The organism is Brachybacterium kimchii (assembly GCF_023373525.1).
GTDB lineage: Bacteria > Actinomycetota > Actinomycetes > Actinomycetales > Dermabacteraceae > Brachybacterium > Brachybacterium kimchii.
Genome location: NZ_CP097218.1, coordinates 1,386,882 through 1,407,677, shown reverse-complemented (window position 1 = coordinate 1,407,677; position 20,796 = coordinate 1,386,882). Strand labels below are relative to the sequence as shown.

At 70.8% G+C, this 20,796-nt stretch carries 16 protein-coding genes and 6 tRNA genes; 17 read left to right on the top strand and 5 right to left on the bottom strand.

Translation table 11 applies throughout. The features are described from left to right. Positions 1-32: 32 nt before the first annotated feature. From glgX to M4486_RS06790, 4 genes are all read right to left on the bottom strand, one after another. Positions 33-2,306, bottom strand: a complete 2,274-nt coding sequence (glgX, locus tag M4486_RS06805) for a glycogen debranching protein GlgX (RefSeq protein ID WP_249480381.1) — start codon at positions 2,304-2,306, stop codon at positions 33-35. Between the two features lie 62 nt (positions 2,307-2,368). Then, entirely contained in the window at positions 2,369-3,157 is a 789-nt protein-coding gene (locus M4486_RS06800) for an NAD-dependent epimerase/dehydratase family protein (protein WP_152353151.1), read from the bottom strand. 88 nt (positions 3,158-3,245) lie between these two features. Further along, positions 3,246-3,317, bottom strand: a tRNA-Val gene (locus M4486_RS06795). Between the two features lie 25 nt (positions 3,318-3,342). Then, positions 3,343-3,415, bottom strand: a tRNA-Gly gene (locus M4486_RS06790). A 272-nt stretch (positions 3,416-3,687) separates the two neighbouring features. Between M4486_RS06790 and M4486_RS06785 the strand changes: the two genes are divergently transcribed. The 17 genes from M4486_RS06785 (at position 3,688) to M4486_RS06705 (ending at position 19,938) form a co-directional block, all read left to right on the top strand. Further along, a tRNA-Val gene (locus M4486_RS06785) sits at positions 3,688-3,759 on the top strand. 26 nt (positions 3,760-3,785) lie between these two features. Next, positions 3,786-3,858: transfer RNA gene (locus tag M4486_RS06780), tRNA-Gly, on the top strand. A gap of 76 nt (positions 3,859-3,934) precedes the next feature. Then, a tRNA-Cys gene (locus M4486_RS06775) sits at positions 3,935-4,005 on the top strand. A 30-nt stretch (positions 4,006-4,035) separates the two neighbouring features. Continuing rightward, a tRNA-Val gene (locus M4486_RS06770) sits at positions 4,036-4,107 on the top strand. A 237-nt stretch (positions 4,108-4,344) separates the two neighbouring features. After that, on the top strand, positions 4,345-5,877 hold the full coding sequence (locus M4486_RS06765; protein ID WP_249480380.1) for an OFA family MFS transporter: 1,533 nt from the start codon (positions 4,345-4,347) through the stop codon (positions 5,875-5,877). Between the two features lie 154 nt (positions 5,878-6,031). Further along, a complete protein-coding gene (gene thrS / locus M4486_RS06760) occupies positions 6,032-8,032 on the top strand; it encodes a threonine--tRNA ligase (RefSeq protein ID WP_249480379.1) in 2,001 nt (666 codons plus the stop codon). A 9-nt stretch (positions 8,033-8,041) separates the two neighbouring features. Continuing rightward, on the top strand, positions 8,042-8,674 hold the full coding sequence (locus M4486_RS06755; protein ID WP_429798326.1) for an HIT family protein: 633 nt from the start codon (positions 8,042-8,044) through the stop codon (positions 8,672-8,674). Further along, positions 8,671-9,942, top strand: coding sequence for a PrsW family intramembrane metalloprotease (locus M4486_RS06750; RefSeq protein WP_249480378.1), 1,272 nt, complete (start codon positions 8,671-8,673; stop codon positions 9,940-9,942). The genes M4486_RS06755 and M4486_RS06750 overlap by 4 nt, the downstream gene beginning before the upstream one ends. A gap of 62 nt (positions 9,943-10,004) precedes the next feature. Further along, entirely contained in the window at positions 10,005-10,763 is a 759-nt protein-coding gene (locus M4486_RS06745) for a YebC/PmpR family DNA-binding transcriptional regulator (RefSeq protein ID WP_249480377.1), read from the top strand. Positions 10,764-10,815: 52 nt separating this feature from the next. Next, positions 10,816-11,406, top strand: coding sequence for a crossover junction endodeoxyribonuclease RuvC (gene ruvC / locus M4486_RS06740; protein ID WP_249480376.1), 591 nt, complete (start codon positions 10,816-10,818; stop codon positions 11,404-11,406). Positions 11,407-11,432: 26 nt separating this feature from the next. After that, positions 11,433-12,053, top strand: coding sequence for a Holliday junction branch migration protein RuvA (ruvA, locus tag M4486_RS06735; protein WP_249480375.1), 621 nt, complete (start codon positions 11,433-11,435; stop codon positions 12,051-12,053). Beyond that, complete coding sequence (gene ruvB, locus M4486_RS06730; protein WP_249480374.1) at positions 12,050-13,123, top strand: Holliday junction branch migration DNA helicase RuvB; 1,074 nt, start codon at positions 12,050-12,052, stop codon at positions 13,121-13,123. The genes ruvA and ruvB overlap by 4 nt, the downstream gene beginning before the upstream one ends. A 195-nt stretch (positions 13,124-13,318) precedes the next feature. Beyond that, entirely contained in the window at positions 13,319-13,819 is a 501-nt protein-coding gene (locus M4486_RS06725) for a preprotein translocase subunit YajC (RefSeq protein ID WP_249480373.1), read from the top strand. A 41-nt stretch (positions 13,820-13,860) separates the two neighbouring features. Continuing rightward, positions 13,861-15,756: a protein translocase subunit SecD gene (gene secD / locus M4486_RS06720; RefSeq protein WP_249480372.1), complete on the top strand. Its 1,896-nt coding sequence runs from the start codon at positions 13,861-13,863 to the stop codon at positions 15,754-15,756. Next, entirely contained in the window at positions 15,753-16,820 is a 1,068-nt protein-coding gene (gene secF / locus M4486_RS06715; RefSeq protein ID WP_249480371.1) for a protein translocase subunit SecF, read from the top strand. The genes secD and secF overlap by 4 nt, the downstream gene beginning before the upstream one ends. A gap of 113 nt (positions 16,821-16,933) precedes the next feature. Continuing rightward, positions 16,934-17,446 carry an adenine phosphoribosyltransferase gene (locus tag M4486_RS06710; RefSeq protein WP_249481086.1) on the top strand — a complete coding sequence of 171 codons (513 nt, stop codon included), beginning with the start codon at positions 16,934-16,936 and terminating at the stop codon, positions 17,444-17,446. A gap of 137 nt (positions 17,447-17,583) precedes the next feature. Then, complete coding sequence (locus M4486_RS06705; RefSeq protein WP_249480370.1) at positions 17,584-19,938, top strand: RelA/SpoT family protein; 2,355 nt, start codon at positions 17,584-17,586, stop codon at positions 19,936-19,938. On the opposite strand, the gene M4486_RS06700 is transcribed toward M4486_RS06705, so the two are convergent. Further along, positions 19,881-20,744, bottom strand: a complete 864-nt coding sequence (locus M4486_RS06700; protein ID WP_249480369.1) for a hypothetical protein — start codon at positions 20,742-20,744, stop codon at positions 19,881-19,883. The genes M4486_RS06705 and M4486_RS06700 overlap by 58 nt on opposite strands. Between the last annotated feature and the right edge of the window lie 52 nt (positions 20,745-20,796).

Here is a 20,796-nt window from a genome sequence, read left to right as displayed (position 1 = left end):
GACCGGGGCGGGACCGCGGTGGGCCGAAGGGGTCAGCGCCGCGGATGCGAGGCGCTCGTGATCCGCGGCGCGGCGAGCGGGCCGGGGGACTGCGAGGACGCGCTCGTGTACGCCGGTGCGCGCGGCGGCAGGGCGGCCTCCGAGGACCCGTCCTGCTCCTCGGCCTGCGCACCGCCGGTCTCGTCCGCCGCGGGCTCGGCGGGGTGCCGTCCCAGGATCAGCACGGAGTGGGCGGGGCGCGTGATCGTCTGCCCGGGCTCGAGCCTCTCGCCCAGATCGAGCTGGTGGGCCGTGCCCGAGGCGACGTACCAGGCGGCGCCGAACTCCTCGGGCGGGACGCGGAAGTCCACGTCGTTGCCCGCCCAGTTGAACATGAGCAGCGCGGAGTCGTCGATGATGCGCTCGCCGCGGGTGTCCGGCTCGGGGATCGCGGAGCCGTTGAGGAACACGTCCACGCACTTGTTCTGCGGGTCGTCCCACTGCTCCTGCGTCATCTCGGTGCCGTCGGTCGCGAGCCAGACCACGTCCGGCAGCGACTCATCGCCCTCGCAGGGGTTCTGGCCGCCCAGGAAGCGCCGGCGCCGGAAGATCGGGTGCGCCCGGCGCAGGGCGATCATGTGCCGGGTGAAGTCGAGCATGTCCTGCTGGTCGTCGTCGAGGTCCCAGTCGACCCACGAGATCTCGTCGTCCTGGCAGTAGGTGTTGTTGTTGCCCTGCTGGGTGCGGCCCATCTCGTCGCCGTGGAGGATCATCGGCACGCCCTGGCTGACCAGCAGGGTCGCCATGAAGTTCTTCGCGCGGCGCAGGCGCAGCGAGGTGATGGCGAGGTCCTCCGTCGGACCCTCGGCCCCCGAGTTCCAGGAGCGGTTGTGGCTCTCGCCGTCGTTTCCGCCCTCGCCGTTGGCCTCGTTGTGGCGCTCGTTGAAGGAGACGAGGTCGCGCAGGGTGAAGCCGTCGTGCGCGGTGACGAAGTTGACGGAGGCGATCGGGGTGCGGCCCGTGTGCTGGTACAGGTCTGAGGAGCCCGCGAGGCGCGAGGAGAAGTCCGGCAGCACGCCCGGCTCGCTGCGGCCCGCGTCGCGCACGGTGTCGCGGTAGCGGCCGTTCCACTCCGACCACAGGGGCGGGAAGCCTCCCACCTGGTATCCGCCCTCGCCGAGGTCCCAGGGCTCGGCGATGAGCTTGACCTGGGAGATGATCGGGTCCTGCTGGATGATGTCGAAGAAGGCGGAGAGCCGATCCACCTCGTGCAGCTCGCGGGCGAGCGTCGAGGCGAGGTCGAAGCGGAAGCCGTCCACGTGCATCTCGCTGACCCAGTAGCGCAGCGAGTCCATGATCAGCTGCAGCACGTGCGGGGTGCGCATGAGCAGGGAGTTCCCCGTGCCCGTGGTGTCGTAGTAGTGGGCCTTGTCGTCCTCGACGAGCCGGTAGTAGGAGGCGTTGTCGATGCCGCGGAAGGAGAGGGTGGGTCCCTTGTCGTTGCCCTCGGCGGTGTGGTTGTAGACGACGTCGAGGATCACCTCGATGCCGGCGGCGTGGAGGTTCTTGACCATGGTCTTGAACTCCTGGACCTGCTGGCCGGCGTCCCCCGCGTAGGAGTACTCGTTGTGCGGGGCGAAGAAGCCGATCGTGTTGTAGCCCCAGTAGTTGCGCAGGCCCTTCTCGACGAGGTGGCCGTCCTGGACGAACTGGTGCACGGGCATCAGCTCCACGGCGGTCACGCCGAGCGACTGCAGGTGGCGGATGATCTCGGGGTGGCCCATCGCCACGTAGGTGCCGCGGATGGACTCGTCGATCCCCGGGTGCTGCATCGTCAGGCCCTTGACGTGCGCCTCGTAGATGACGGTGTCGTGGTACTCGTGGCCGGGGGAGTGGTCGCTGCCCCAGTCGAAGTAGGGGGACACCACGATCCCCAGCATCGTGTGCGGCGCCGAGTCCTCCTCGTTGCGCTGCTCGGGATCCTCGAAGTCGTAGGAGAAGAGCGAGGGATGGTTCGTGGCCATCCCGCTGATCGCCTTCGCGTACGGGTCCAGCAGCAGCTTGGACGGGTCGCAGCGCTGGCCGGCGGCGGGATCGTAGGGGCCGTGGACGCGGTAGCCGTAGCGCTGGCCGGGCTGGACCGCCGGAAGGTAGACGTGCCAGACGAACGCGTCGACCTCGGTGACCTGCACGCGGGTCTCGGTGCCGTCCTCGTCGAACAGGCACAGCTCGACCCGCTCGGCCGCCTCGGAGAACAGGGCGAAGTTGGTGCCGCCGCCGTCGAAGGTCGCGCCGAGGGGGTACGGCTGTCCCGTCCAGATCTGCATGTGTGCACAGTACCCGGGCCCGCCTGGGGCCGGACGGGGCGCGGCGGGGGCCGACGGCGCTCTCAGGACCCCTCGGGCCAGTTGCCCGGGCTGTCGGCCCCGCCCTCGACGACCTCCTCGTGCGCTCCGGGGAAGGCGGTCCAGTCGTCCTGCGGGCGGTACCCCAGCTCGAGCATCGTGTCGGTGATGTCCCAGCGGCGATTGGGGTTGGCGGAGATCGCGTAGTAGATGCCGAAGGGGACGTCGGCCTCGAGCGCGCTGCGGACGGCCCGGGCCGCGTCGTCCGGGGAGAGCCACATGGCGCGCAGTAGGTCCACGTCGGTGGACAGCGGGTCCTCGCTCATCCATCCGATGCGCAGGGCGATCACCTCGAGGCCGAAGGCGTCGTGGTAGTGGCGCCCCAGGGCCTCGCCGAACACCTTGGAGACCCCGTAGAGGGAGTCCGGCCAGGGCGGCATGTCGCTGTGCACGGGCCACTGCTCATGGCGGTCGTAGCCGCCCATCGCATGGTTCGACGAGGCGAGCACGACCCGGCGCACGCCCGCGTCCCGCGCCGCCTCCAGCACGTTGCGCTGGCCCACGATGTTCGGGCCCAGCACCGCTTCCCAGTCGGACTCGGGGGAGGCCGATCCCGCGAGGTGGACGACCGCGTCGATCCCGTCCATCAGCGCGCGGACCTGGTCGTAGTCGGTCACGTCGGCGATGCGCAGCCGGTCGCGCAGCCCTTCGGTGCGTGCGTGCCGACCCTGCGGGACGATGTCGTACTCGTCGTCGAGCCGGGCGAGCAGCGCCGTGCCCACCCCGCCCGTCGCCCCGGTCAGCAGGATCCGCTTCTTCGCGTCATCGCTCATGGGGCCATTGTGGGACGTGCGCGGGGAGCTGGCCAGAGCCGGGCGCGGACACGAGAAAGGCCCCGGTCGATGACCGGGGCCTTCAGCGTGGGCGATACTGGGATCGAACCAGTGACCTCTTTCGTGTCAGGAAAGCGCGCTACCACTGCGCCAATCGCCCATGCAGCCGAGCTGCGAGGGGACGGAGCGGACGACGGGACTCGAACCCGCGACCCTCACCTTGGCAAGGTGATGCTCTACCAACTGAGCCACGTCCGCGCATCTGCCGGATCCATCGCTCCCGGATCGCCCCGGAGCGGGTGGTTCCTGCTGACGAGGAGACACATTACGGGTGGGTGCGCGCCGTGTGCAAATGCACGTGATGCGCGGCACCAGCCCTGCGGGGCGTCGACCGGGGTGGCTCACGCCACAGCCCGAAGTGGTCTCTGACGTTCGGATCTGCGCCGCCGGTGGTGTAATCTCGTCCAGGTCCGATCGGGAGCCCGGCTCTCGCAGAGGACGTCGGAGGGCTCGCTCACGGGCGGCCCGACGGGCGATTGGCGTAGTGGTAGCGCGCTTCCTTCACACGGAAGAGGTCACTGGTTCGATCCCAGTATCGCCCACGACAGGATCCTCGGATCCTCGTCATGCGGACGTGGCTCAGTTGGTAGAGCATCACCTTGCCAAGGTGAGGGTCGCGGGTTCGAGTCCCGTCGTCCGCTCCGGGAGGCGGCGCGCCCGACACTGTCGGGAGCGCCGTTCCTCATGAGGGGCCGTCCTCGCGTCGGTCGCTCGTCCGGTGGGTTGGCCGAGAGGCGAGGCAACGGCCTGCAAAGCCGTGTACACGGGTTCGAATCCCGTACCCACCTCCGCTTCCGCCTCCGTGCGGAGGACGATCAGGGCGATTGGCGCAGTGGTAGCGCGCTTTCCTGACACGAAAGAGGTCACTGGTTCGATCCCAGTATCGCCCACCCTTGAAGGCCCTGACCGGCGCATCCGGTCAGGGCCTTCGTCATGTCCCGACCGTTCCCGAGCTCTCCCGACCGTCTCCGGACGGCCTCGGGCAGGTGTCGCCGCGGCGCCGGCCCGAATGGTCCGTGCGCCGCCGCCGACCGTGTAGCGTCTGCACGTCCGGTCCTCACGATGCTGTGCAGGAGACCGGTATCGCCCCGCCCCTTTCCCCCGAGCTCGATGCTGAGGAGCCCGCCATGTCCGTGCTCGAACGCGACGCGATCGTCGCGCCCGTGAAGTTCAACCGCTGGCTGATCCCGCCCGCGGCGCTCGCCATCCACCTGAGCATCGGCCAGGTCTACGCGTTCTCCGTGTTCAAGGCCCCGCTCATCGACCACTTCGGCTTCGACGAGGGCAGCGGCGAGGTCGCGACCGGGTGGATCTTCTCCCTCGCGATCGCGATGCTCGGCATCTCCTCGGCGATCGCGGGCGCGTGGGTCGAGAAGGTCGGCCCGCGCAAGTCGATGGTGGTCTCCGGCGCCTTCTGGGTGGCGGGCTTCCTCGTGGCCACCCTGGGCGTCGCGACCAGTCAGCTCTGGCTCGTGTACGTCGGCTACGGAGTCATCGGCGGCATCGGGCTCGGGATCGGCTACATCTCGCCGGTGTCCACGCTCATGAAGTGGTTCCCGGATCGTCCGGGCCTGTCGACAGGGCTGGCGATCATGGGCTTCGGGGGCGGCGCGCTCATCGCGAGCCCCACCTCGAACGCGCTGATGGCCCTGTACGGCGGCGGCGCCGATCATCTCGGCGACGGCATCACCGGCACCTTCCTCACCCTCGCGGTGATCTACCTGATCGTCATCGCCCTCGGCGCGTACGTCATCCGCCTCCCGCATCCCGACTGGGCGCCGGCCGGATTCGACGCCTCGCGCGCCACGGCCAAGCCCATGCAGTCGGCGGGCAACGTCTCCGTCCGGGGAGCGATGCGCACTCCGCAGTTCTGGCTGCTGTGGATCGCGCTGTTCACCAACGTCACCGCCGGCATCGGCATCCTCGAGTCCGCCTCGCCGATGATCCAGGGGTCCTTCGCCGGCATCACCGCGGTCGCCGCCGGCGGCTTCGTGGGGCTGCTCTCGATCTTCAACATGGGCGGCCGCTTCGTGTGGTCCACGGCCTCGGACTACCTGGGCCGGAAGAACACGTACCTGGTGTTCCTCGGCGGCGGGATCCTCCTGTACCTGCTGCTGGTGACCATCGGCTCCCAGGCCCTCGCGATCTTCGTGCTCTCGGCGCTCGTGATCATCTCCTTCTACGGGGGCGGCTTCGCCACGGCGCCCGCGTACCTCAAGGACCTGTTCGGCGTGTATCAGGTGGGCGCGATCCACGGCCGCCTGCTCACGGCGTGGTCCGCCGCGGGCATCGTGGGCCCGCTGATCGTGAACTCCGTGGTCGAGCACCAGAAGAGCGCGGGCCAGGAGGGCTTCGGCCTCTATCGCCTGGCGCTGATCATCATGATCGGCATCCTCGCCGTCGGCTTCGTCGCGAACCTCCTGATCCGCCGCCTCGACCCGCGCCACTTCGAGGCCCCGGAGGTCGTCGCGAAGAAGGCCGAGCACGACCGCGAGGCCGCGGCCAAGGCGTCCGCCGCCCGGCACGGCGCCGACGGGGCGGCGTCCGCGAGCGGTGCGCACACCGCCGCGGCCGGCGTGCTCGCGCTCATCGTGGTCGCGGCGCTGGCCTACGGCGTCGTCAAGACGCTCATCACCGCCGTCGGACTGTTCACGGGCTGATCCCGCGGGGCCCGGTCGCGCGCCGCCCCCGGTCCCGCGTCGCGCGCGTCTCGCGGCGGTCGAATGCGGTTCTCGGGGGAGGCGGAGGCCGGATACGATCGTCCGCGGAGCCGGCATCGTCGGCCGGCTCGAACCGACCAGCAAGGAGCACCCCGTGGCCCAGATCGCCATCACCCTCGACGGATCCCCCCAGCAGATCGAGGAGGGGACCACGGGCACCGAGCTGTTCGAGGGCCAGGGCACGATCGTCGCCCTGCGGGTCGACGGCGAGCTGCGTGACCTCGCGACCGCCGTGGCCGACGGCCAGGAGATCGAGGGAGTCGAGCTCGGCAGCGAGGACGGGCTCTCCATCCTGCGCCACTCCACCGCGCACGTGCTCGCCCAGGCGGTGCAGCGCGTGAACCCCGAGGCGAAGCTGGGCATCGGACCGCCCATCACCGACGGCTTCTACTACGACTTCGACGTCGAGACCCCCTTCACCCCCGAGGACCTCAAGGACCTCGAGAAGCAGATGGGGCGCATCGTCAAGGAGAACCAGCGCTTCGTCCGCCGCGAGGTGAGCGACGACGAGGCCCGCGCCGAGGAGTCCGGCGAGCCCTTCAAGCTCGAGCTGATCGGCCTCAAGTCCACGGCCGACGACGCCGCCGAGGGCGCGAGCGTCGAGGTCGGCGCCGGCGGACTGACCATGTACGACAACGTCTCCAAGAAGGGCGAGGTGGTCTGGACCGACCTCTGCCGCGGCCCCCACCTGCCCTCGACCAAGCACATCGGCAACGGCTTCGCCCTCACCCGCTCCGCCGCCGCGTACTGGCGCGGGAGCGAGAAGAACCCGATGCTGCAGCGCGTCTACGGCACCGCCTGGCCCACCAAGGACGAGCTCAAGGCCTACCAGGAGCGGATCGCCGAGGCCGAGCGCCGCGACCACCGCCGCCTGGGCTCCGAGCTGGACCTGTTCTCGTTCCCCGACGAGATCGGCTCCGGGCTGCCCGTGTTCCACCCCAAGGGCGCGATGATCAAGATGGAGATGGAGGACTACTCCCGCCGTCGTCACGTCGAGGCCGGCTACTCCTTCGTCTCCACCCCGCACATCACCAAGAAGAACCTCTTCGAGACCTCCCGCCACCTCGAGTGGTACGCCGACGGCATGTACCCGCCCATGCATCTCGACGAGGAGCAGGACGCGGACGGCAACGTCACCAAGCAGGGCCAGGACTACTACCTGAAGCCCATGAACTGCCCGATGCACAATCTCGTCTACCGCTCCCGGGGACGCTCCTACCGCGAGCTGCCCCTGCGGCTGTTCGAGTTCGGCAGCGTCTACCGCTACGAGAAGTCCGGCGTGGTCCACGGCCTCACCCGCGCGCGCGGGTTCACCCAGGACGACGCGCACATCTACACCACGCGCGAGCAGATGCGCGACGAGCTCGCGAGCCTGCTGACCTTCGTGCTGGACCTGCTGCGCGACTACGGGCTCGACGACTTCTACCTCGAGCTGTCCACCCGCGATCCCGAGAAGTCCGTGGGCGACGAGGCGACCTGGGAGGAGGCGACCCGCACCCTCGAGGAGGTCGCGCGGGAGTCGGGCCTCGACCTGGTGCCAGACCCGGGGGGCGCAGCCTTCTACGGACCGAAGATCTCGGTGCAGGCCAAGGACGCCATCGGCCGCACCTGGCAGCTCTCGACCATCCAGCTCGACTTCTTCGAGCCCGAGCTGTTCGAGCTCGAGTACACCGCGTCCGACGGCTCCCGCCAGCGCCCGGTGATGATCCACCGCGCGCTCTTCGGGTCGATCGAGCGCTTCTTCGGCGTGCTGCTCGAGCACTACGCGGGCGCCTTCCCGGTCTGGCTCGCCCCCGTGCAGGTCGTCGGCATCCCGGTGGCCGCCGAGTACGCCCCCTACCTCGACCAGGTCGCGCAGCGGCTGCGCGAGCGGGGCGTGCGCGTGGAGGTCGACGCCTCGGACGACAGGATGCAGAAGAAGATCCGCACGCACACCAAGGAGAAGGTGCCCTTCCTCCTCATCGCCGGCGGCGAGGACCAGGAGAACGGCGCGGTCTCCTTCCGCTTCCGCGACGGCAGCCAGGACAACGGCATCCCCGTGGACGAGGCCGTCGAGCGCATCGTCGAGTCGATCCGCACCCGCGCACTGGTCTGAGGAGGTCCGATGGGCACGCCCGAGCAGAACGGCTCCGCGGAGCAGAGGGCCCAGGACGAGCGGGCCGACGAGCCCGTGCGCGTCGAGGCCCCGAGCGCCTTCGCCGGGGAGGATGACGGCATGGACCGGCTGTGGACGCCCCATCGGATGGTGTACATCCAGGGCGAGGGCAAGCCCGAGGACCCCGACGACGGCGAGCAGTGCCCCTTCTGCGCGGGGCCCGCGAAGAGCGACGAGGACGCGCTCATCGTCCATCGAGGGTCGCTCGCGTTCGTCATCCTCAACCTCTTCCCCTACAACAGCGGCCACCTCATGGTGTGCCCGTACCGCCACGTCGCGGACTACACGGATCTCACCGAGGACGAGGTCGTCGAGGTCGCGGACCTCACCCGGACCGCGATGAGGGTGGTGCGCGAGGTCTCCCGTCCCGACGGCTTCAACCTGGGCATGAACCAGGGCGAGGCCGGCGGGGCGGGCATCGCCGCCCACCTCCACCAGCACGTCGTCCCGCGCTGGATCGGTGACGCGAACTTCCTGCCCGTCATCGGGCGCACCAAGGCGCTGCCCATCCTGCTCGCCGACACCCGCGCCCAGTACGCCGCGGCCTGGCCCGGCGGGGTGGGGGAGGGCGAGCGCGCATGACCGCGCCGGGGACCGCCGCCGACTACGGGTACGACGTCGATCGCACGGACCCGCAGGCGCCCGGGCACCTGCGTCCGGGCGCGGCACGGCGCACCCGCAGGCGGCGCCCCTGGGTGCAGCTCCTCGTCTGGGGAGGGGCGATCGCGGCCCTGATCCTGGTCGCCGCCGGCGTGTGGTTCTTCACGATCCGGCCGCTCGGCACGGGCACCGCCCTGGTCGCGTTCACCGCCGCGCTCGTGCCCGTGAGCCTCGTGCTCGCCGCCGTGTGGTGGCTCGACCGCTACACCCCGCAGCCGCGCATCACCCTCGTCTACTCCTTCGTGTGGGGCGCGGCCGGATCGGTCGCGCTGACCTTCGTCATCGGCGGCGCCGTGACCTGGTGGATCACCCCGCAGGACGCGGGCGAGAACACCGCGAACTTCCTCGCCGCCGTGGTCCAGGCCCCCCTGGTCGAGGAGTCGATGAAATCCTCCGGGCTCATCGCCCTGCTGATCTGGGGGCGCCGCTTCATCGGCGGGCCGATCGACGGCGTGGTCTACGCCATGCTCATCGCCGGCGGCTTCGCCTTCACCGAGAACGTGCTCTACTTCGGGCGCGCCTTCCAGCAGGCCCAGGCCTCGGGCACCGTCGACGCCTTCTGGCAGACCTTCCTGCTGCGGGGCCTGCTCTCCCCGTTCGCCCACGCGAGCTTCACCTCGCTGTGCGGGCTGGGGCTGGGGATCGCCGCCGAGCGCCGCTCACTCATGCTCTACTTCGGACTGGGCGTGGGCGGTCTGTCGCTGGGCATGTGCCTGCACGCCCTGTGGAACGGCTCCACCTTCTTCATCGAGGTCGACCAGGCGGCGCCGATGTCGGGCTTCCTGCGCTACTACCTCGCGATCCAGCTCCCGCTGTTCCTCCTGCTCGCCGGCATCATGACCTTCCTGAGGCTGCGGGAGAAGCGGATCGTGCGCACGCAGCTCTCCGCCTACGGGCGCGCCGGATGGTTCGCTCCCCGCGAGGTGGACATGCTGGTCTCGATCCGCGCCCGCCGCCGGGCCGAGAAGTGGGCGTCCGCGCACGGGGCCGTGCCGCGGACGGCGATGCACGACCTCATCCTCGCCTCGGTGGACCTCGCCATCACCCGCCACGGCGTGCTCCACGGGAAGCCGACGGCGAAGACCCGCGAGCGCGAGCGGGAGCTGCTCGAGCGGATCACCGCGGACCGTCGGCTGATCGGCGCGCTCAGCCGACCCGTCGCCCCCGCCGCACCCGCCGCGGACGGCTGAGGGCCGCGCCGGCCGTAGACTGTCGGGGTCCAGACCGAAGGATCGACCAGCCGAGGAGACACATGTCGGGTCACTCCAAGTGGGCGACGACCAAGCACAAGAAGGCCGCGATCGACGCCAAGCGCGGCAAGCTGTTCGCCAAGCTCATCAAGAACATCGAGGTGGCGGCGCGTACGGGCGGGCCGGACCCCGCGGGGAACCCGACCCTGTACGACGCGATCCAGAAGGCCAAGAAGACCTCGGTCCCCAACGACAACATCGACCGCGCCGTCAAGCGCGGCGGCGGGCTCGACGGCGGCGGCGTCGACTACCAGACGCTCATGTACGAGGGGTACGCGCCCGGCGGCGTGGCGCTGCTCGTCGAGTGCCTCACGGACAACAAGAACCGCGCCGTCTCCGAGGTGCGCCTGGCCTTCACCCGCAGCGGCGGCAACATGGCGGACTCCGGCTCGGTGGCCTACATGTTCAACCGCAAGGGCGTCGTCGCGGTGCCCAAGGAGGGCAACACCGAGGACGACCTGCTCGAGGTCGTGCTCGACGCGGGCGCCGAGGAGATCAACGACGAGGGCGAGACCTTCGAGATCATCTCCGAGGCCGGCGACGTGGTCGCCGTGCGCACCGCCCTCCAGGAGGCGGGCATCGACTACGACAGCGCCGAGGCGCAGTTCGTGCCGAACATCCGCACCGAGGTCGACCTCGACGGCGCCCAGAAGGTGCTGCGGCTGATCGACGCGCTCGAGGACAGCGACGACGTGCAGAACGTCTACTCGAACCTCGACATCCCCGAGGACGTCGCCGCGCAGCTCGAGGACGAGGACTGATCCTGCTGTCCCTGCGCACGGAGTCCCCGTCCGCACCCGGAGCGTCGCAGCGATGACGCTCCGGGTGCTCGGCGTGGATCCCGGGCTCACGCGCTGCGGCTACGGCGTCCTCGACGCCGGGCGCGGCCGCTCGGCGTCCCTCGTCGACGTGGGCGTCGTGCGCTCCAGCCCGGAGGAGGGCATCGACCAGCGTCTGCTCGTGATCTCCCGGGGCCTCGAGGAGAAGATCGAGGAGCACGCACCGGACGTCGTCGCCATCGAGCGCGTGTTCAGCCAGAACAACACCTCGACCGTGATGGGGACCGCCCAGGTCTCCGGGGTCGCGATCCTGCTGGCCGCGCAGCGCGGCATCCGGATCGCCATGCACACGCCCTCCGAGGTCAAGGCCGCTGTCACCGGCAGCGGGCGCGCCGACAAGAAGCAGATCCAGACCATGCTGGTCAAGCTGCTGCACCTCGAGGCCCCTCCGAAGCCGGCCGACGCCGCCGACGCCGTCGCGATCGCACTCACCCAGCTCTGGCGCGGACCCGGACCGGTGCGCCTGGACGCGAGCGGCCGCGCCCGCACGAGCGCGCAGTCCGTGTGGGCCGAGGCGGAGCGCAGCGCGCGGCGCGCCCGGGAGTCCTCGACCTCCCGCTTCTGATCGAACACGCGTTCTAGGGTGGTGCCGTGATCGCTTCTCTCACCGGGACGGTGGCCTCGATCGGCCTCGATTCCCTGGTCCTCGACGTCCAGGGCGTGGGCTACCTCGTGCGCACCACGCCCGCCGCCCTCACCCAGACCCGGCATGGCGCCCCGCTGACCCTGCACACCGAGCTCGTCGTGCGCGAGGACTCGATGACGCTGTTCGGCTTCCCCTCCGCGGAGGACGCGGAGACCTTCCGGATCGTGCAGTCGGTGAGCGGCATCGGCCCGCGCCTCGCTCTCGCCGTGCTCGCGGTCCTGTCCCCGGAGGACCTTCGCCGCGCGGTCGCCGCGCAGGACGTCAAGGCCATCACCCGCACGCCCGGGATCGGCCCCAAGGTCGCGAGCCGCATGATCCTCGAGCTCGGGGGCAAGCTCGCCCCGCCCGCCGAGGAGCAGGGCGAGCCGCAGGTCGACGCCGCCGGAGCCCCCGTCGCAGGTGCGAACCCGCTGGACGACCAGGTGGTCACGGCCCTCGTCGGCCTCGGCTGGCCCGACAAGGCCGCGGCCGACGCCGTCGCCGGCGTCCACGGCGAGCCCGAGGACCCGCAGGACGCCGCCGGGCTGCTGCGCGCCGCGCTGCGCCGTCTCGGAGGCAGCCGGTGAGCGCGTCGACGGAGGGCTTCGACGAGGCCGACGACGGCGGGCGCACCCTCACGAGCGCGGAGTCGGGCGCCCTCGAGCGGGCCGCCGAGGCCGCGCTGCGTCCGAAGAGCCTCGCGGACTTCGTCGGCCAGGAGGTCGTGCGCGAGCAGCTCTCGCTGGTGCTCGACGCCGCCAAGGGCCGTGGGCGCGCGCCCGAGCACATGCTCCTCTCGGGCCCCCCGGGGCTCGGCAAGACGACCCTCGCGATGATCATCGCGACCGAACTGTCCGTCCCCCTGCGCATCACCTCCGGTCCCGCCGTGCAGCACGCGGGGGACCTCGCCGCGATCCTCTCCGCCCTCGAGGAGGGGGAGGTGCTGTTCATCGACGAGATCCACCGGCTCGCGCGTCCCGCCGAGGAGATGCTCTACATCGCCATGGAGGACTTCCGCGTCGACGTGGTGGTCGGCAAGGGCGTCGGCGCGACCTCGATCCCGCTCGAGCTGCCGCCCTTCACCGTCGTCGGCGCGACGACGCGCGCGGGTCTCCTGCCCGCGCCGCTGCGCGACCGCTTCGGGTTCACCGGACACCTCGACTACTACCGGGCCGAGGAGCTGCACCGCGTGGTCACCCGCTCGGCCGGGCAGCTCGCGGTCGAGATCGAGGACGAGGCGGCCGGCGAGATCTCCTCCCGCTCGCGCGGCACGCCCCGCATCGCCAACCGCCTGCTGCGGCGCGTGCGCGACTGGGCGCAGGTGCGCGGCGACGGACGGCTCGACCTCGACGCCGCCCGTCGCGCCCTGGACGTCTACGAGGTGGACGCGAGAGGCCTGGACCGCCTCGACCGCGCCGTGATCTCGGCGCTGTGCAAGCGGTTCGCCGGGGGACCGGTGGGGCTGTCGACCCTCGCGGTGTCGGTGGGCGAGGAGACGGAGACCGTCGAGACGGTCGTCGAGCCGTACCTCGTGCGCGAGGGCTTCCTCACGCGCACGCCGCGCGGCCGCATCGCGACCCCGCTGGCCTGGTCGCACCTGGGGCTCGCGGCCCCCGAGCCCGCACAGGGCGCGACCCCGCCGCTCGGGCGGTTCTGAAGGATCGGACGGCCGCCGGCCCGCCCTCGCGCCGCCGCGGCCACGTTCCGAGGGGACGTTCGGGGACGGCAGGTAGAGTGGTGCGGGTGCGCGTGCGGCCGAGCCGCCCCGCGCCCGCCCGTGCGGCTCCTCCGCACCCGTCGATCAGCTCGCGCCCCGCGCCTCCGGTGCCAGGCGGCGCTCGAAAGGACCCCCATGCAGTCCATGATCCCCCTCATCGTGATGTTCGGTGCGATGATCCTGCTGATGGTCTGGATGTCCAGCCGCCAGCGCAAGGCCCAGGCCGCCCAGCAGGAGAAGGTCCGGGCGCTCGGCGTCGGGGACGAGGTCCGCACCCACTCCGGCTTCTTCGGGCTCATCGTCGAGGAGTACGACGACGTCGTCATCCTCGAGACCGAGTCCGGCGCGCACACCAAGTGGGCCCGCCAGGCGATCGCCGGCGCGGCGGATCCGAACGCCGCGCACAACGACGCCCCCGCCCCCGAGGGCGAGACCGTCGAGAGCACGGAGGGCTCCGAGGCCTCGCGCCCCACGCAGGACGCCACCGCGCTCGACTCGACCGCAGGCGGCGCCGAGGATCGCGCGGAGTCCCTGCCCGACTTCGACAGCGAGTCGCCGGCATCGGCCGATGCCGGCCGCGAGGGCGAGATCCCCGGCGTCACCACCCGGGGCGACGAGCCCCGCACCGCACGCTGACACGCCCTGACACGTCGCCCCGCTGAGGAATCGCATATCGCATGAGCGCACGTCGCACGTCCCTGGGAGGACTCGTCCTCCTGATCGTGATCCTGATCGGCATCGTCGGTGCCGGGGTCTGGAAGGGCGGCTGGCAGGCCTCCCCGAAGCTCGCCCTCGATCTCGAGGGAGGCACGCAGATCATCCTCCAGGCGAGCACCACCGATGGCTCCGCCATCGATGCCGACTCGATGGATCAGGCCCGCGAGATCATCTCCCAGCGCGTGAACGCGATGGGTGTCGCCGAGACGGAGATCAGCGTCCAGGGCGGCACCAACATCGTCGTCGACGTGCCCGGGAACCTCGACGAGGAGACGCGCGAGGCGCTCGGCGCGACCGCGGCGCTGTCGTTCCGGCCCGTGCTCGCCACCCTCGACGCCTCGGGGACGGGCACCGCGAAGGCCAGCGACGACGGGGGCTCCGACCCCTCGGACGAGGTGTTCACCGGCGCGCTCACGCTGGACGACCCGTATGCGCCGAACTCGACCGCGCAGGCGACCGGCGCCTCCGATGCGTCCGACGGCGCCTCCGACAGCGGCGGCGACGGCTCGTCCTCCGACGTGCCGGCCGCGTGGTCCTCGGACTGGGCGACCACGGCGCTGCAGTCGCAGGCGGCCGCCGTGGACTGCACCCATCCCGAGGCGCAGCAGGAGATCGCGTCCTCGGCCCCGAACTCCCAGCCCGTCGTGGCCTGCAGCGACGACGGCTCGGCCAAGTACCTGCTGGGCCCGGAGGTCCTGCCCGGCACCGTGGTGACCAACGCCAGCGTGGGCAGCGACACGAACTCCTCGGGTCAGTCGACCGGCGCCTACCTGGTGAACATGCAGTTCACCTCCGAGGGCAGCAAGACCTTCGGCACCATGACCGATGCGCTCTACAACAAGAAGGGCGCGACCGACTCCTTCGCGATCGTCCTGGACGGCCAGGTCGTCTCCGCCCCCTACGTGCAGACGCCCTCCTCCAACGGCGCCTCGATCAGCGGCAACTTCGACCAGGACACCGCGAAGCAGCTGGCCGACCAGCTGAAGTTCGGCGCCCTGCCGCTGCAGTTCGACATCCAGTCGGAGCAGCAGATCTCCGCGACGCTCGGCGGCGACCAGCTCGAGAAGGGCCTCATCGCAGGCATCATCGGACTGGTCCTCGTGGTCGCCTACGCGGCCCTGCAGTACCGGGTGCTCTCGATCGTGACGACCTCGAGCCTCGTGGTCACCGGTGTGCTCACCTATCTGACGCTCACCGTGCTCTCGCACATCCCGGAGATCGGCTACCGCCTCTCGCTCGCGGGTGTGACGGGTCTGATCGTCGCGATCGCCTTCACGGCCGATTCGTTCATCGTCTACTTCGAGCGCGTGCGCGACGAGATACGCGACGGCCGCGGCATCGTCGCGGCCGTCGACCACGGCTGGAACCGCGCCAAGCGCACCATCCTCGCCTCGGACACGGTGAACCTCATCGCCTCGATCGTGCTGTACATCCTGTCCACGGGCAGCGTGCGCGGCTTCGCGTTCACGCTGGGCCTCACCACGATCATGGATCTCGTGGTGGTGTTCCTGTTCACCCACCCGCTGCTGCAGACCCTCGTGCGCAGCCGCTTCTTCGGCAAGGGGCACCCCATGAGCGGGCTCGATCCCGCCCAGCTCGGGCGCCAGGTCCCCGCCTACGCGGGCCGCGGGCGCGTCCGCTCGGCCGCCGAGCGCGGCCCGGTCGACGGCGCGGACGACGAGGCCCCTGTGCGCGAGACCCTCGCCCAGCGCAAGGCGCGCCTGGCACGCGAGGCCCGCGAGGGGACGGCGACGGGGGAGACGACCCGGAAGGGGGCGTCCGCGGACACCGGCCCGGATCCCGGCGGCGAGGACAGCGGATCGCAGGGCGACGAGGACGGGAGTGACGCACGATGAGGCTCAGCACGGCGAATCTCGGCAACGACCTGCACACCGGTGCGGTCTCCGTCCCCATCGTGCGGCGCCGGCGCACCTGGTACCTCATCAGCGTCATCGTCGTCGTCATCCTCGGCAGCATTGCGCTGGTGCGCGGCGTGAACCTGGGCATCGAGTTCACCGGCGGATCCGAGTTCCAGGTTTCCGGCGTCAGCTCGTCCCAGGAGTCGCAGGCGCGCGACGTCGTGCGCGAGGTCGTCAGCGACAACGAGCCGAAGGTGACGATGATCGGCGGCAGCACGCTCCGCGTGCAGACCGCCCAGCTCGACACCCAGCAGACCCAGCAGGTCGCCCAGGACCTGGCGGACACCTACAGCGTGCCCGTCTCCGACGTCTCGACCTCCTACATCGGCCCGGTCTGGGGCGGCGACGTCACCACCAAGATGGCCCGTGGCGTGGCCGTGTTCATCGTCCTGGTCGCCGCCGTGATGGCGCTCTACTTCCGCAACGTGAAGACCTCGCTCGCCGCGATGATCACACTCGTGCACGACATGCTCTTCACCGCCGCGGTGTACGGCGTCGTCGGCTTCGAGATCACCCCGGCCACCGTGATCGGCTTCCTCACGATCCTCGGGTACTCGTTGTACGACACCATCGTCGTGTTCGACAAGATGCGCGAGAACACCGCGCACCTGACGGACCAGAACCGCAGGACCTACGCGGAGTCCGTCGAACTCGCGGCGAACCAGACGCTCATGCGCTCGCTGAACACCTCGATCGTCGCTCTGCTGCCCGTGGGCTCGATCCTCGCGATCGGCGCCTTCGTGCTCGGCGCGGGCACCCTCAAGGACATCTCCCTGGCCCTGTTCATCGGCATCTTCGTGGGCACCTACTCCTCGGTGTTCCTCGCTCCCGGCCTCGTGGTGACCCTGCGCGGACGCGAGAAGGACATCGCCTCCCACAGTCGCAGGGTCCTCGAGGCCCGCAGCGCGGGCAGCGAGGGAACCGGCGAGGACGACGCCTCCGACGGTGACCTCGAGACCGCCGGGGGCTCCACGACCACCACGACCAGGAGACGCCGATGACCCCCGCCCTCGCGAGCCCCGCAGGCTCGACGCCGATCGGCCCCGCGACCGCCGGTGCCGGCGTCGGCGGCCGGCCCACCGTCCGGCTCGGCCCTGAGCAGGTGCGGGAGCTCATGGCCTCCCACATCGACACCTACCAGGACTTCCCCGAGCCCGGGGTGCTCTTCCGCGACATCACCCCGCTGCTGCGCGACCCCGAGTCCTTCCACGCCGTGATCGGGCACTGGAGCGCGATCCTGCCCGAGCAGGTGGACCTCGTGGTCGGCGTCGAGGCGCGCGGCTTCGTGCTGGGCGCGCCCCTGGCCTACGAGATGGGCGCCGGCTTCATCCCCGCGCGCAAGGCGGGCAAGCTGCCCGGCGCCCCGCGCTCGATCAGCTACGACCTGGAGTACGGCAGCGCCCAGATCGAGATCGCGGTGGACGCGCTCCCGCGCGGCGCGCGCGTGGTGGTGGTCGACGACCTGCTGGCCACCGGCGGCACCGCCGCGGCGACGATCGAGCTCGTGCGACGCTTCGACGTCGAGCTGCTGGGCGTCTCCTTCCTCCTCGAGCTCGAGGGGCTGGGCGGGCGCGATCGCCTTCCCGCGGACGTCCCCGTGGTCACCGTGGAGTCCGTCCCGAACTGAGCCGCCGGACCGCTCCGCCCCCGCCGCGGCACGGCGCTCGGATCCCTCCGGATCCGGAGGGCTCCGCCGTCCGCGGACGGCGGACACCACCACTCCCTACGGGGTCGTAGACTCGGGTGACTGCGCAGGAGGTTCGGATGAGTGAACACGGGACCACCCCCCGGTCGGAGTCGCGCCCGGCGCCCGTCCATCGGCGCTCGCGGTCTCCGTTCTCGTTCCTGGTCGGACGCACGTCGCCGACCAGTCCGAACCCCTCGTCGGCCTATTTCGAACCGCTCGTCCAGGCGGTGACCGCGGCCCATCCCAAGGAGGACCTGGGACTCCTGGAGCGCGCCTTCGCCGTCGCCGAGAGGGCCCACCAGGGACAGTTCCGCAAGAGCGGCGACCCGTACATCACCCACCCGGTGTCGGTCGCGATGATCCTCGCGGAGCTCGGCAGCCCGCAGGAGGTCCTCGCCGCGGCCCTGCTCCACGACACGGTCGAGGACACCGACTACTCGCTGGACCAGCTGCGGGGCGACTTCGGTGACGAGATCGCCCTGCTCGTCGACGGCGTCACCAAGCTCGACAAGGTCACCTACGGCGACGCGGCCCAGGCCGAGACCGTGCGCAAGATGATCGTGGCCATGAGCCGCGACATCCGTGTGCTGCTCATCAAGCTCGCCGATCGCCTGCACAACGCCCGCACCTGGCGGTACGTGCCCGCCGCGTCGGCGGAGCGCAAGGCGCGCGAGACCCTCGAGATCTACGCCCCGCTCGCGCACCGCCTCGGTCTGAACACCATGAAGTGGGAGCTCGAGGACCGCTCCTTCCAGGTGCTCTACCCGAAGGTGTACGCGGAGATCGTCTCCCTGGTCGCCCAGCACGCGCCAGCCCGCGAGCAGTACCTCGCGAGCGTGTCCGGGCAGATCCAGGACGACCTGCGCAAGGCGAAGATCAAGGCATCCGTCACCGGGCGCCCCAAGCACTACTACTCGATCTATCAGAAGATGATCGTGCGCGGCCGCGACTTCGCGGACATCTACGACCTGGTGGGCATCCGCGTGCTCGTGGACACCGTGCGCGACTGCTACGGGGTGCTGGGCATCCTGCACGCCCGATGGTCGCCCATCCCCGGGCGGTTCAAGGACTACATCGCCCTGCCCAAGTTCAACCTCTACCAGTCGCTGCACACGACGGTCATCGGCCCCACCGGCAAGCCCGTCGAGGTGCAGATCCGCACCCGCGAGATGCACCGCCGCGCCGAGTACGGCGTCGCCGCGCACTGGAAGTACAAGGCGATGGCGGGCCCCGACCCGGCCCCGACGGCGAAGTCGGGGGAGATGGCCTGGCTGCGCCAGCTCATGGACTGGCAGAAGGACACCTCCGACTCGGGCGACTTCCTGGACTCCCTGCGCTTCGAGATCAACAGCCAGGAGGTCTACGTCTTCACCCCGAAGGGCGACGTGATCGCTCTTCCCCAGGGGGCGACGCCCGTGGACTTCGCCTACACGGTGCACACCGAGGTGGGCCACCGCACCATCGGGGCGCGTGTGAACGGCAAGCTCGTGCCGCTGGACTCGGCGCTGAGCACGGGGGACGTGGTCGAGGTCTTCACCTCGAAGGCCGACGGGGCCGGACCCAGCCAGGACTGGCTGGGCTTCGTGAAGACTCCGCGCGCCCGTACGAAGATCCGCCAGTGGTTCTCGAAGGAGCGGCGCGAGGAAGCGCTCGAGAAGGGCAAGGACGAGCTGTCCAAGGCGCTGCGCCGCCAGGACCTGCCGATGCGCCGCCTGCTCACCCACGAGACCCTGCAGTCGGTCGCGCTGGACCTCGACCAGAACTCCGTGGACGCCCTCTACACCGCGATCGGCGAGGGACACGTCGGCGCCCAGAACGTCGTCGAGAAGCTCCGGGCGACCTTCGGCGGGACCGCCGGGGCCGAGGAGGACGTGGTCGAGACGACCCTGCCCTCGAAGGTTCTCGCGCGCCCCTCCGAGGCGCAGCGCCACACCAGTGAGACCGATCAGGGCGTCATCGTCGACGGGCAGAAGGACCTGTGGGTCAAGCTCGCCAAGTGCTGCGCACCCGTGCCGGGCGATCCGATCATCGGCTTCGTGACCCGCGGCTCGGGCATCTCGGTGCACCATCGCGAGTGCTTCAACGCCACGCAGCTGCAGGAGGAGCAGCCCGATCGGATCGTGGACGTCCACTGGTCCGGCCGCATGGGCTCGGTCTACCTCGTGCACATCAAGGTCGAGGCGCTCGATCGGGACCGACTGCTCACGGACCTCGCCCTGGTGATCGCCGACCAGCAGGTGAGCCTGCAGTCCGCCTCGTGCCAGTCGCACCGTGACCGTCTGGCCACGGCGTACTTCTCCTTCGAGCTCGCCGACCCCTCGCACCTGCAGGCCGTCCTCGCGCAGGTCCGCAAGGTGGAGGGCGTCTACGACGCCTACCGGGTCACGGCCGACGGCAAGGTCGTCGAGGGCAGGGGAATGGTCGAGGCCTGAGCCCCGTATCCTCGGCGCGCCCAGAGCTCCACCTCCCGCACCCGCAGCACGGCGCGCTCGCGCGTGTCGGCGTCCTCCGCGCCCGCGGGAGCCGACTCGCAGCGCCGCACGATCTGCTCGAGAAGCCTGCGGGCGATCCTGCTCCCGGAGCCTCCGCGCGCCGCCGCCAACCGCTCTCCGATCTGCTCTCCCGTGCACAGGCCGGTGCGCACGAGCACTTCCACGCCCGCGAGCGCGGCCTCGCCGTCGGAGCGCAGCAGGTCGGCGCCCGTCTTGGCGGGAGTCGTCACCGGCGTGCCGGCGATCTGCTCGATGTCCGAGAGCACGACGCCGGAATGGTGGACGCGCACCCCCGGAATCACGCTGCGGTGGGAGAGGGTCATCAGATCGATGGGATCGGGGAACGCCGCACCCGTGTGCACCCAGTGCGCCGACCAGAGGGCGATCACGTGATCGCTGCGCAGCCTCGCGCCGACGGCGCAGCCCACCAGCAGAGCCCGGTCCGAGGCGTGCTCGGCGAGGTAGAAGGGGACCAGCCGTCCCTTCCCGACGGGCACCAGGGCTCCCGTGCGCACGTCGTCGTAGTGGGAGAGCGTCGCCGGCCAGCGGGCGACCTCCTGCTCGAGGGGGACGGCGAGCTCGGCAGCCTGCTGCGACCATGCCGCACACGGAGCATCGGCCCACGGCAGGGACGGGGACTCCTGGGCGGAGATCGCAGGGGAGGGGGCGGCTGGGCCGGCTGGGCCGGGCGAGGCGGACGGAGTGGACGAGGCGGCGGCGGGGGAGGGCGACTGGGGCGGAGGCATGCGCCGAGCATTCCGGGTGGGAGTCCGCGCATCAAGGCGCCCGCCCGTCCTG

Bases quoted from the DNA above. Each gene is read 5' to 3' on its own strand.
- glgX (WP_249480381.1), bottom strand. From the start codon at position 2,306: ATGCAGATCTGGACGGGACAGCCGTACCCCCTCGGCGCGACCTTCGAC.
- M4486_RS06800 (WP_152353151.1), bottom strand. From the start codon at position 3,157: ATGAGCGATGACGCGAAGAAGCGGATCCTGCTGACCGGGGCGACGGGC.
- M4486_RS06765 (WP_249480380.1), top strand. From the start codon at position 4,345: ATGTCCGTGCTCGAACGCGACGCGATCGTCGCGCCCGTGAAGTTCAAC.
- M4486_RS06755 (WP_429798326.1), top strand. From the start codon at position 8,042: ATGGGCACGCCCGAGCAGAACGGCTCCGCGGAGCAGAGGGCCCAGGAC.
- M4486_RS06750 (WP_249480378.1), top strand. From the start codon at position 8,671: ATGACCGCGCCGGGGACCGCCGCCGACTACGGGTACGACGTCGATCGC.
- M4486_RS06745 (WP_249480377.1), top strand. From the start codon at position 10,005: ATGTCGGGTCACTCCAAGTGGGCGACGACCAAGCACAAGAAGGCCGCG.
- ruvC (WP_249480376.1), top strand. From the start codon at position 10,816: ATGACGCTCCGGGTGCTCGGCGTGGATCCCGGGCTCACGCGCTGCGGC.
- M4486_RS06725 (WP_249480373.1), top strand. From the start codon at position 13,319: ATGCAGTCCATGATCCCCCTCATCGTGATGTTCGGTGCGATGATCCTG.
- secD (WP_249480372.1), top strand. From the start codon at position 13,861: ATGAGCGCACGTCGCACGTCCCTGGGAGGACTCGTCCTCCTGATCGTG.
- secF (WP_249480371.1), top strand. From the start codon at position 15,753: ATGAGGCTCAGCACGGCGAATCTCGGCAACGACCTGCACACCGGTGCG.
- M4486_RS06710 (WP_249481086.1), top strand. From the start codon at position 16,934: ATGGCCTCCCACATCGACACCTACCAGGACTTCCCCGAGCCCGGGGTG.
- M4486_RS06705 (WP_249480370.1), top strand. From the start codon at position 17,584: ATGAGTGAACACGGGACCACCCCCCGGTCGGAGTCGCGCCCGGCGCCC.
- M4486_RS06700 (WP_249480369.1), bottom strand. From the start codon at position 20,744: ATGCCTCCGCCCCAGTCGCCCTCCCCCGCCGCCGCCTCGTCCACTCCG.